Genomic DNA, 11,607 nt, shown 5'->3' on the forward strand with positions numbered 1-11,607 from the left:
CCCCCGAGGGACGTACGGGGAGTCCCGGCCCGGCCGCCACCTGCGCGTACGAGCCCTCCGGGCCTCGCGCCGCGCCCCTCAGGCGAAGATCACACAGGAGGCCGCCGGAGCCTCCAGGGAGCCCTCACGGCTCGGGATCCCGGTCTCCGGGTCCACGGAGAACCAGCTGACGTCCCCCGAGCGCTCATTGGCCGCGTACAGCCGCCGTCCGGTGGGGTCGAGCGCCAGGTCGCGCGGCCAGTGCCCGCCGCAGCCCACCGTCGTGACCAGGGACGCCTTCTCGCCGGTGGCGTCGAGGGCCAGCACGGAAATGCTGTCGTGCCCTCGGTTGGCCACCCAGAGGAACCTGCCGTCGTGCGAGACGACGACCTCCGACGGATAACTGGCGGCGGCACCCTCCCCGGTCGCCTCCACCGGCAGTACGGACGTCTCGCCGACGGATTCGAGCACCCCGGCCGCGGCATCCCACCGGCACACCGTGACCGTGGGTTCGAGCTCGTTCAGCACATAGGCGTGGGCGCCATCGGGATGGAAGGCCAGATGGCGCGGACCCGTGCCCGGCCGCAGCGCCGTCTCCCCGTGCGTTCGCAGTGCCCCGCTGTCCGGGTCGAGCGCGCAGATCCGCACCGAGTCGGTCCCGAGATCGACGCTGAGCACCCATTTCCCCGACGGGTCGGGAAGGACCTGGTGGGCGTGCGGGCCCTCCTGGCGGCCGGCGTCCGGCCCGCCGCCCTCGTGCCGGAGCACGCCGACGACCGCACCGAGTGAACCGTCATCGAGCACGGGCAGCACGCTGACGCTGCCGGAGCCGTAGTTGGCGGTGATCAGCCGGCCGCCCGCGAGTGCGAGGTGCGTGGGGCCGTCGCCGTCCACGGACCGGGTTTCACCGATCGGCCGGGGGACGTCGTGGGTGATGTCGAGGGCAGCGGCCCCTCCCGGCTCGGTCTCGCTGACCGCGTACAGCACCGTTCCGCCGGGGCCCCTGCCTCGGCCCAGCGCCAGGTACGAGGGGTCGGGGACGGCGTCCGTCGCGCCGAGAACGGTCAGCGACCCGGTGTCCCGGTCGACGGCGGCGACGGTGACTCCCCGCCCGCCCGCCGAGGTGAACGACCCGATGAATGCCCGTCCGACACCGTTGCTGCTGTCCATCGCACTGCCTCTCTCCGCCGACTGATCACGACCGCCGGGCCCACCGGGACCGGCGGAACCGCCGTGATCTTCCGCGGCGACGGTAGCAGCGCACCTGCGTGGTCTGGACCAAGGGTGGGCGGTCGGGCGGTCGGGCGGTCGGGCGGTCGGGCGGTCGGGCGGTCGGGCGGTCGGGCGGTCGGGCGGTCGGGCCGGAACGAGCGGGGCCCGGGACTCGTGTCGGCGGTTCAGGCGCCGGCCGGGATCCGGCTGGGCCTGCGCAGGGGAACCGCGAGTTCGAGCAGGGCCCGCTCCAGCGCGTGGAGGTGGGCGAGCGCGCCTTCCGGCTCCGCGGCCGCCGCGTGGTCCGGGCGGAGCTCCCCCTCGTCGGCCGGCGCATCGGTGAGCGCCTCGACGGCGGCCTCCACCCGCCAGCAGGCCGCGGCCAGCCGGATGTCGTGCGAGGCCTCCGGATCGGCGGCAACCGAGGCCAGACCGCGCACCTCGCGCGCGCAGTCGTCGAGCAGGGCGAGCACCTGTCGCGCGCGCCGCTTGCGGGCCTTCATCGGGTTGAGCGGATGCACCAGCGGCGCAAGCGACAGGCGCACCCGGCCGAGGATCGCCTCCAGTTCGGCAACGCGCCCCGGCGGGTCGGCCTCCTCGCCCCCCGCGAGCCGGGCAGCGGCCTCCGCCGTGCACGTGCGTACGCATCGCAGCGCCCGCTCCACCCACGCCTCGGTCACCGAGTGCGTGGTGACCGGCAGCACGAACAGCACCGCCAGTACGGCACCGAGCGCACCGGCCGCGGTCTCGGCCACCCGCAGCATGAGCAGGCCGGTGTCGAGCACGCCGAGCAGTCCGTACAGCATGCTCGCCATCACGGTCACGGCCAGCATCATCCACGTGTAGGAGACCGCGGCGGTGTAGAAGATCCCGAACACGCTCACCGCCACGACCACGGCGGCCGCGACCGGCTCATGGTGCAGCGGCACAGCCACGGCGAAGCCGAGGCCGATCCCGAGCACCGTCCCCAGGAATCGTCTGAACCCGCGCACGACGGTCTCGCCCCGCGAGGTCGTGGCCACGAACACCCACCAGGTGGCTCCGACCGCCCAGTACCAGCGCTGGTCGGACAGTACCTGCCCCGCCGCGAGCGCGAACCCGGCCCCCAGGGTCGCCTGCACGGCCTGCCGCGTCGTGATCCGCGCGAGGCCAGCGCCCCCGGCGGGGAGGGAGACCGCCACCGGTGCGGCGAGCCGCCGCTCGTAGCACCACACCCCGAACCGCACCACCGATGAGGCGACGAGCGACAGGAGCACGGCCGCGTACAGCTCGGGCAGCCGGCCGGGCACGGTGTGCAGGAACTGGGCGGAGAAGTAGGACATGAAGGCGAACACGCCGAGCGAATGCCCGCGAGGCCCCCAGCGCCGCGCGTACACCCCGGCCCCCACGACGGCGAGGAACGCCAGGTCGCGCGCGACGGGCACGTCGTGCAGCACGGCGGCGAGCGTGAGCACCGGGAGGCCGGCCACGGGGAGGAACGCGGTCGTGATCGCCTGCCCGCGCACGGTCGGGTCGGTCACCGTGAACAGCGCGAGCAGCGCGGCGAGGCCTCCGGTGATGGCCGCCGCCAGCGAGTGCCCGGCCGTCCCGCACAGCGCGACGGCGAGCCCGATACCGAGAACGGCCCGGGACGCGAACCGCAGCCGGATCCGCCCCGGATCGTGTGCGCCGAACACCCTCTTCAGCAAGTTGCCCCGCCCCTTTTCGTACCCGGACCAGCCGCGGACATGAGAAAGGCGCCACAGAGATCCCCGAGGACCCGCAGCGCCATTGACAGCCCCATCTCAGCATCCGAAGGACCTATGGTTCAACTCGAACCCACTTTACTGGGCCAATGGCCCAGCAATACTTCAGGCGGACCGGCCACGGTAGAGCCAACGGACCAACCTCACGGGCCGCCCCCGGGTCGACGGACTCGCGGCCGAGGTCGGCTGGAGCCGCAAGCGCCTGTGGTCCCGGTTCCGGTCGCAGCCCGGCCTGCCGCCCAAACGAGCCGTGCGGTTGGTCCGCTTCGACCATTCCGCCCACAGACTGGTGGCGGGTGAGGCCGCGGCCCGGGTCGCGGCCGACGCCGGTTACGCCGACCAGTCCCACCTGCACCGTGACGTCAGGGCGTTCACCGGGGCAACCCCGGCGACCGTGGCCGGCGAGCCGTTTCTCGCCGTTGACGACATCGCGTGGCCCAGCCGCGCCACAACCGCCGGACGTTGACCGGACGTTGACCACTCGGTGACCGCGCGGGCCTACCCACGCAGCGCGATCACCGTAGTGCCCGATCCGACCGGGCCGACCCGCAGCACGGTGCCGGTCAGGTCGTCGAACGACGTCACCCGGACGCCTCCGTCCCCGGGTGCGCCGGCCGGGGCCACCCGGTACGCCCGCGGGTGCGCGTCCCCGATCTCCAGCTCCACCACCGCACGGGCGTTGGGCGGCACGGTCACTTCCAGGGAGTGCGTGTTCGAGGAACGGCGCAGGGAGACCGAGACCGCGCCGCGCAGCGACGGGACCGTGCCGTCGACCCGGGTCAGCTTCCCGGTCCTGGGCCGGACGCGGAACCCGGCCGCGCCCGCTTCCGTGACCTGGACGCCCAGCACATGCCGGGCCACGGCGTTCGCCGGGGCGGAGGCCCAGGCATGGGAGAAGGTCATGTTCGACTTCAACGACGGATCCCACGCCTCCGTCACGATGGTTGCGTCCAGGTCGTCGATCATGTGCAGCCAGGAGTTGGTGGCCCTGGAGGTGAGCAGTGCGAGGGCGGCGTCGGCGCGGCCGAGCCGGAACAACGCGTCGAGCAGGAACTGTGCCCCGTACACGCTCGTCCTCATGCCGCCGGCGGCGAGCGTGTCACCGATCCTGGCCAGCGCCTTCCCCTCCAGGGGCGCGGTGACGCCGAGTGCGACCGGGAAGGCGGTGGCGTGCTGGGCGCTGTGGGTGGTGCCCGCACCGTCGAGGAACCGGCCCGCCGAGGTGTCGAGCAGCGTGTCGCGCATGGCGGCGGCGAGAGTGCGGGCCCGCTCCTTCATGACGCTTTCCTCGTCGTCCCTGCCGAGAACCGCGGCGCACTTGGCGAGGGCGTCGAAGGCCGCGTACTGGAAGGCGTTGACGACGGTGTTGACGCTGGTGAAGACGTAGCCGTCGCGGTTCGTGGCAGGCCAGTCGACCAGGTCGCCGAGGTCCTCGCTGCTGTTGCCGGGCGACTTGTGGACCAGACCGTCGGCACCCAGAAAGGAGGTGAGGTTCTTGGCGGCGAGCAGGTCGTAGTCCTTGGCGAGCTGCCGGTCGTCGCCGGTGGCGAGGTAGTCCTCCCAGGCGGAGATCGCGCACATCAGCCGGTACTCGGTGGGCCAGGTGCCCCGGCGGACCAGGTAGTCGTTGGACCACCGGGCGAGCGCGAACGAGCGTTGCACGCCGTACTCGGAGAGCTGGTTGATCAGTGCGTCGCCCTCGTAGGGGCCGCGCTCGCGGGTCGGGGTGTCCTGGTAGAGGTCGCCGCGGGTGGCCTCGATGGAGTAGCGGCACAGCTCCCAGACCCGGTCGAGATCGGGGTCCGAGCTGCTGAAGGAGGAGTCGGAGCCCTCCCAGTCGAGCTTCCAGGCACGGCCCTTGACGGTCGCCCGGGACAGGTCGGCGGATGTGCGCAGCTCGGCCCAGCGGAAGCCGCGGTAGCCCCAGTGCTCGAAACGCTGGGCGCCGTCCCGCAGGGTCCACACCTCACGGTAGACGTTGGTGGCCCGCAGCTGGTACTTCACGGTGCCGTCGGCGTCGAGTTCCTCGCCGAGGCGCACCTCCACGGTGTCGCCCGCGTTCCCGGTGACCTCCAGGGACAGACCGCCGGCTATCTCACGGCCGAGGTCCACCAGCCAGCGCCCGTCGGCCACCTCGGTGACCGAGGCCGGGGTGACGTCGTGCAGCCGTACGGGCTCGATGAGGGCCGGGGCCAGGCCCTCGACCGCTGGACGGACGGCGGGGGCCGGCCAGGCAGCGTCGTCGAAGCCGGGCTCGGTCCAGCCGACGGGCTCGTTGCGCAGGTCCCAGTGCTCCTGGGGGACGGCGAAGAAGGAGCTGCCGGCGCTGCCCCGTGCCGGGAGCAGACCGGCCTGGCCGCGGGCCTTCCAGGCGTCACCGGAGCCGATGGTGGCCCGGCTGCCGTCCGCGTAGGTGATCTCCAGCTGGGCCAGGAACTTCTGCTCCGATGTGGTGTGGCAGAGGGCTGCCAGGGCGTTCGCCCGGCCGGCGCGCAGCGTGTCGGTGATGTCGAAGGACTGGTAGGCGACGCCGGAGCCGGAACGGACGGAGGCGTAGCCGACGAGGCTGCCGTTGCTCCACACCTTGGCCACGTACTGGCGGGCCGGGGCGGCGGAGGTGGCGGCGACGTGCAGCACGGCGGCGGCGACCTTCTTGCGGGGCTCCAGGCCGTACTCGTGCCTCAGCAGCGCCCAGGTGTCATCGGCGCCGTAGGAGGACAGCGAGGAAACGTCGGTGGGGAAGGTGAGAACGCCGTCGGCCACGGTGCCGGCGGCGAGCGTGCCCCTGTCGGAGGCGAAGTCGTCCTGGACCAGCACGGTGCCGTCGGCCGCGGTGAAGCGCAGGCTGTCGTACACCTGCGACTCGGTACGGCCGTTGCGCAGGCCGATGTTGCCCGAGGCGTACCGGGTGTGGGTGGTGGTGTCGACGACGGTGCCGGCGATGCTGGTGGTGAAGGTGGAGCCGGTCATGGTGACGGCGAGGTCCATCCACTCGCCGGTGGCGACCGGGAAGGGCAGGGTCACCTCGCCGAGGACGCTGTAGGTGCCGTCCACGCACACGTGCTTGCGCAGCACTCCGGCGGTGTCGTCCGCGCGCAGCTGCCACATGTAGTTGTTGGCGGCGTCCGAGGCCCGGAACCACAGCCCGGCGGCCACCGCGGTGATCTTCAGCCGAGTGGTGAACGTGCCGTCCGTCATGGTGGGCCCGGCCGGGGCCCAGATGGGCTCGGCCTGCCACTGGTCCTCCACCGCGGTCGCCATCAGCACCGGCTTCGACCATGACGACCTCCTCCTCCCCCAGCTGCTGACCCGCCACCAGTAGGCGGTGCGCGGCTTCAGCGCCGGACCGCCGTAGGCCACCGCTGTCGACCCGGCAGCAGTCACCTTGCCGCTGCGCCAGACCAGTTGCCCCTTCTCGAAACCGGTCGGGGTGGTGGCGACCTCCAGTTCGTAGGCGCGCTGTCGGGTGCCGGGGCCTTGGTCGGGCACCTGCCAGCTGAACCGGGGCCGCTGTCCGGCGGTGGCGCCCAGCCCTTGCGGCAGGAGATCGGTGAGCAGGCCGGTGGGCGCCTCCGTCGTGGCTCCGCCCCGTCCTGCGGCGAACGCCCGGGGGCCGGTGAGCACGACGACGGAGGCGGACGCGGCAGCTCCCAGCCGCAGGATGGTTCGGCGCGACAGGTGACTGGACATGGGCAGCCCCGGAGAAATGAAAGGTTTCATACGGATGGCTCGGAGGTTAGACGCTGTCACGAAATCGGGTCAACAGATAGGGCAGAGTTAGCGACCGGGTGGAGTGAATCGTTTTAGGGAGATGGGCTGACCCTCCGGTTCACCGCGGTGACCGGGTGCGCGTTCGACCACCCGGGCGCGGATCGCCCGAGCGCGGCGGCGGGCGAGATCCCGGCCGAACCGAGCCCCGGCGGCCGACGGCTGATGGCTAGTGGTCGGCAGCCGGGGCCGGGGCCGGCGAATCACTCTGCCCGCCACCGGGCCGGCGCCTGCGGAAACGTTTGTTACAACGTTGGAATCAATGAGCGACCTCACCCGATACGGAAGCCGTCGAACCGGCTCCGGCGCGGATACCCGCCGGGGCGTTCGCGGCACCGGCCGCACCTACCGACCACGCCACCGCGCGTCCACCGCGCCGACGGACCACACCATCACGCGTCCACCGTACCGAGGCTGGAACTCGTCGCCGGTGAAGGCAGGGAGGCACCGCGATCCGCTTCCGCCCCGCGCGCTCCCGGTCTTGGGGCTCCCCCGGGCCGGCGGTCCCCGCCACGCGCGGCGTGCCACGGCGGGCACTCCCGCTCGATGCGCCGGGGCCCCGGCGGGAGGCGCCCTTCAGTGCGACAGCCGCCGCCGCACACCGTCCGTGGACTCCCGCACCTCCAGCCAGTACGGAGCCATGTACACCTCGAACGGCACCCGTTCCTGCGAACGGATGCGGGCCGCCAGGCACTTCACGGCCAAGGATGCGATCGCCGCCTTGTCGGGGACCACGGAGGTGAGGGAGGGCGTGCTGTAGAGCGCCTCCTCGGAGCCGTCCACTCCCGCCAGTGCGATATCCCCGGGAACGCTCAATCCCGCTTCGTGCAAAGCGTGTTGAGCACCTACGGCCAGCATGTCGCTGAAGCAGAAGACCGCGTCGGGCCGCTCCTGCGCCGGCAGGGCGAGGAGTCCGCGCATCGCCAGCAGTCCGTTGCGGCGGTCGAACTCCTTGACCGGCGCGGCAAGTCGGGGGTCATACGTCAGCCCGGCCTCGTGCAGCGCCTGCTGGAATCCCTCCAGGCGCTGGCGGCTGGTCGCCGACTGCGGCCGGTCCACACCGATGGCGCCGATCCTCGTACGGCCCAGGCCGGCCAGGTGCGCGGCGACGTCACGCGCTGCGGCGACGTTGTCGATGAGGACGTGGTCGGCCACAACGCGATCGTTTTCGTAACTGCGCTCACCGAGCAGGACCAGCGGGAACTCGTCCGCCACCGGCGCGAGATCGGTGGCCGACACGTGCAGGGGCGAGAGGATCACGCCGTCCAGCAGTGACGCGTGCACGCCTGTGGCCAGGCGCAGTTCCTCCCTGGCGTCCCCCAGCGTCTCCTCGATGAGGACGGTGAATCCGTGGGCCGAGGCCTCCGCCCCGACGTGGTGCGCGAGCTCGGCGAAGTAGGGCGTGGCGAGGTCCGGGACGGCGAGAGCGATGAGGCCGCTTCGGCCGGTCCGCAGCCGGCGTGCCGACGGGTTCGGCCGGTAGCCGAGCTCGCTCACGGCCTGCATCACGCGGGTTCGCGTGCTCTCGGACACCCGCGGGGCCCCGCGTACAACGTTGGACACGGTCTTGATCGACACCCCTGCGCGTTCCGCCACGTCCTTGAGTGTCACTGCCGCCACCGATGAGCCCCCATAACCGTCGTTTTCCCTGATTATGCATGGCCTCGCCATGCCTGTCAGCAGCCGGACCGGTCGGCAACTCCTTCCCGACAGAGGGTTGACCCCGGAGATACACGGCGGTTACAACGTTGGAACCAATCGGAATCGGTCGGGCCGCGAAAGGGCGGCCGGCCGTCGCACGCCCGTGGGCCGGGTCCTCCTGCGCCCATGGCAGGGCTGAGCACTCAGAGCCCACGCGGAGGGCGCCCCACACGTTCGCGCCGCCCGCAGTGGTCCACCCGTCCGTCTCCTGAGAGGGTCCGCATGTCTTCGCACCATTCGCACGCCCCGCTGCGCGCAGCCGTGGTCGGCACGGGGGGCATCGCGCGTTCCAGCCACCTCCCCGCGTTGATGACGCTCGCCGCCGAGGGTGAGGTGGAGCTCGTGGCGGCGGTCGACGTCGACCTGGCCGCGGCACGCACCCTCGCCGACGGGGCGGGGATCGCGTACACGTCCACGGATCTCGACGCGATGCTCGCCGAGGTCAGGCCGGACCTGGTGGTGCTGTGCACACCGCCCGCGCTGCACCGGGACCAGACCGTCGCGGCGCTCACGGCCGGCGCCTGGGTGTGGTGCGAGAAGCCGCCCTGCCCCTCGCTGGCGGACTTCGATGCCATGGAGGCCGCGGAGAAGGGCGGCGGCGCGGACCCGTACGCCTCCATCGTCTTCCAGCACCGCTTCGGTTCCGGGGCACGGCACGTACGCGGACTGCTGAGCAGCGGCGCGTTCGGCCGGCCGCTGGTGGCCCACTGCCAGACCACCTGGTACCGGGACCACGCCTACTACTCCGTGCCGTGGCGGGGCCGGTGGGCGACCGAGGGCGGGGGCCCGGCGATGGGGCACGGCATCCACCAGACCGACCTGCTGCTGGACCTGATGGGCCCGTGGGACGAGATGCGCGCCATGGCAGCCCGGCTCGTGCACGACGTGGAGACCGAGGACGTGTCCACCGCGCAGGTGCGCTTCGCCGGCGGGGCCGTCGCCACCCTCGTCAACAGCGTGCTCAGCCCGGACGAGGTGAGCCGCATCCGCATCGACTGCGAGCTGGCCACCATCGAGCTGACCCACCTGTACGGCTACCGCAACGCGGACTGGCGCATCACCCCTGCACCCGGCGTCCCCGAGGAGACCGTAGCGGCCTGGCGCGACTTCGGTGCCGACGAGCCCAGTTCGCACCTGGCCCAGCTACGCGTACTGGTCGACGACATCAGGAGCGGCCGGCGGCACGCCACCAGCGGCGCCGGCGGGCGGCGCACGCTCGAGTTCATCACCGCCCTGTACAAGTCCGCGTTCACCGACACGACCGTGCGCGCGGGCGACATCGGCCCCGGCGACCCGTACTACACCGAACTGCACGGCGGCGCCCCGGGCTGGGCGCCGGCCGCCACCGGCAAGGAAGAGGACCACGCATGACGCTCGCGCTGACCCACGCCCACGGTGACCGGATCACGGTGGCCCACGAGGCGACCGGAACCGAACTGTTCTCCTACGTCTACCGCCCCGAAGCCCCGTGGGAGGCGCCCAAGCCCTACCTGCACCCGGTCCGGACACTGTCCGGCGGGCTGGTCACCGACTACCGCCCCAACGACCACCGCTGGCACAAGGGGCTGCAGCTGACGGCCTCCCACCTGTCGGGGCAGAACCTGTGGGGCGGCAACACCTATGTGCACGGCGAGGGGTACCTCCCGCTGCCGGAGAAGGTCGGCTCGATGGCCCACGTGGCCTTCGAGGAGGTCGACGCCTCGGAAGACCGCGCAGTCATCGCGGAGCGGCTGACCTGGCACCCGCACGGCGGCGAGCTGTGGGCCGAGGAGGAGCGCCGCATCGAGGTGCTCGATGTCGACCCGCAGAGCGGCAGCTGGACCTTCACGTGGACGTCGGCCGTCACCAACCGGCGCACCGAGCCCCTGCGTTTCGGCAGCCCCACCACCCACGGCCGACCCGCGGCCGGATACACCGGGCTCTTCTGGCGTGGTCCACGCGCCTTCCGCGACGGCCGCGTGTTCACCGCGGAGGCGACCGATGGCGACCTGATGGGCAGTCAGGCTCCGTGGCTTGCGTACGTCGGCGAGCACGACGGGCGGGACGGCCACGCCACGGTCGTCTTCGAGCACGCACCGGCCAACGACCACGCGGGCGAGAAGGGGACGCACCCGGCGCACTGGTTCGTGCGCAGCGACCCGTTCGCCGCGGTCGCGCCGTCCTGGGCGTTCCACGACGAGCTGGTCCTCCCGCCCGGCGACACGCTCGCCCGCGGCTACCGCGTCGTCGTCGCCGACGGCGACTGGGACCGCGAGCAGGTCACCTCCCACCTGGAGGGGCTCTCATGGTGAGCGCGGCGTACGACGGATTCCCGGGTGCGGTCGGTGTGTCCCGGCTGACCGTGTACGACTGGCCGACCATCGAGGGCCTGCCCGGCGGCGGTACACCGCATCTGCACCTCACCTGCAGCGAGGGGTACGTGGTGACGGCGGGCCGGGGCGCGGTACAGACGCTCACCGCCGCGGAGTACCGGGAGACGCCCCTGGAGCCGGGCACGGTGGCCTGGTTCACGCCCGGCACGATTCACCGTCTGGTCAACGACGGTGGCCTGGAAATCACCGTCGTCATGCAGAACAGCGGTCTGCCGGAGGCCGGCGACGCGGTGCTCACCCTGCCGCCGGACCGCCTCGTCGACGGGGACACGTACGCCGAGGCGGTGCGGATCCCGGCCGACGTCCCCGAGGCCGAGCAGGTGCTCGTCGCGCGCGCCCGCCGCGACCTGGCGACGGCGCGCTTCCTGGAGCTGCGCGAGGCCTTCGAGAGCGGCGATCCGGAGCCCCTGGCGGCGTTCCGGCGAGCCGCGACCGAGCTGGTGCGGCCGAGGCTGGACGACTGGGAGCAGCGCTGGCGCGACGGCGCCCACGCCGCATCGGAGGCGACCCGGTCACAGCTCGACGCGCTGCGCGGCAAGGACGACGGTCATCTGTCGGGCGCCCGGGTGACCGCGACCGGGCCCACCGCACGCGGCCGCTTCGGCATGTGCGGCCGGCTGGATGTCTACCCGGGCATCTGACAGCCGGCCCGGACCAACGCCCCATCCACGTCTCACCCCTGGAAGGCCCCCATGCCCGAGCCCCGAAGCGGCCGGGGGGGGCGCCCCCCCCCCCGCGCACCCGCGTGTGGGGGCAGGGCTGGGGCGGCCCCGAGAGGGGCCGGCCCGGGGGGTGGGGTGCCGGGGTGCGTGTAGAAAAAACGTGCGCGC

General features: G+C 72.6%; 7 protein-coding genes and 1 pseudogene. 4 read left to right on the plus strand and 4 right to left on the minus strand.

Going from position 1 to position 11,607, the window contains the following annotated elements; translation table 11 throughout:
* Positions 1 to 78 precede the first annotated feature (78 nt).
* Positions 79 to 1,149 (minus strand): lactonase family protein, encoded by a 1,071-nt coding sequence (locus ACFVJX_RS35540; RefSeq protein ID WP_384132551.1) that lies wholly within the window; start codon positions 1,147 to 1,149, stop codon positions 79 to 81.
* A gap of 227 nt (positions 1,150 to 1,376) precedes the next feature.
* Positions 1,377 to 2,879, minus strand: a complete 1,503-nt coding sequence (locus ACFVJX_RS35545) for an FUSC family protein (RefSeq protein WP_384132553.1) — start codon at positions 2,877 to 2,879, stop codon at positions 1,377 to 1,379.
* Between the two features lie 205 nt (positions 2,880 to 3,084).
* Between ACFVJX_RS35545 and ACFVJX_RS35550 the strand changes: the two are divergent.
* Positions 3,085 to 3,402, plus strand: a pseudogene (locus tag ACFVJX_RS35550) (helix-turn-helix domain-containing protein); the annotation flags it as partial.
* Between the two features lie 32 nt (positions 3,403 to 3,434).
* Here the strand turns inward: ACFVJX_RS35550 and ACFVJX_RS35555 are convergent.
* Both ACFVJX_RS35555 and ACFVJX_RS35560 read right to left on the minus strand, forming a co-directional pair.
* On the minus strand, positions 3,435 to 6,626 hold the full coding sequence (locus tag ACFVJX_RS35555; RefSeq protein ID WP_384132555.1) for a family 78 glycoside hydrolase catalytic domain: 3,192 nt from the start codon (positions 6,624 to 6,626) through the stop codon (positions 3,435 to 3,437).
* A gap of 654 nt (positions 6,627 to 7,280) precedes the next feature.
* Positions 7,281 to 8,324 carry a LacI family DNA-binding transcriptional regulator gene (locus ACFVJX_RS35560; RefSeq protein WP_384132558.1) on the minus strand — a complete coding sequence of 348 codons (1,044 nt, stop codon included), beginning with the start codon at positions 8,322 to 8,324 and terminating at the stop codon, positions 7,281 to 7,283.
* Positions 8,325 to 8,627: 303 nt separating this feature from the next.
* On the opposite strand from ACFVJX_RS35560, the gene ACFVJX_RS35565 reads away from it, so the two are divergent.
* Genes ACFVJX_RS35565 through ACFVJX_RS35575 form a run of 3 tightly spaced genes read left to right on the plus strand, consistent with a single transcriptional unit; the run spans position 8,628 to position 11,418 of the window.
* Positions 8,628 to 9,776 carry a Gfo/Idh/MocA family protein gene (locus ACFVJX_RS35565; RefSeq protein ID WP_384132561.1) on the plus strand — a complete coding sequence of 383 codons (1,149 nt, stop codon included), beginning with the start codon at positions 8,628 to 8,630 and terminating at the stop codon, positions 9,774 to 9,776.
* The gene (locus ACFVJX_RS35570; RefSeq protein WP_384132564.1) at positions 9,773 to 10,696 is read left to right on the plus strand and encodes a PmoA family protein; all 924 of its coding nucleotides are present in this window, start codon (positions 9,773 to 9,775) and stop codon (positions 10,694 to 10,696) included. The genes ACFVJX_RS35565 and ACFVJX_RS35570 overlap by 4 nt, the downstream gene beginning before the upstream one ends.
* Positions 10,690 to 11,418, plus strand: a complete 729-nt coding sequence (locus ACFVJX_RS35575; RefSeq protein ID WP_384132567.1) for a cupin domain-containing protein — start codon at positions 10,690 to 10,692, stop codon at positions 11,416 to 11,418. The genes ACFVJX_RS35570 and ACFVJX_RS35575 overlap by 7 nt, the downstream gene beginning before the upstream one ends.
* Positions 11,419 to 11,607: the final 189 nt, after the last annotated feature.

The organism is Streptomyces sp. NPDC127177 (assembly GCF_042672475.1).
In the GTDB taxonomy this organism is placed as follows: Bacteria; Actinomycetota; Actinomycetes; order Streptomycetales; family Streptomycetaceae; genus Streptomyces.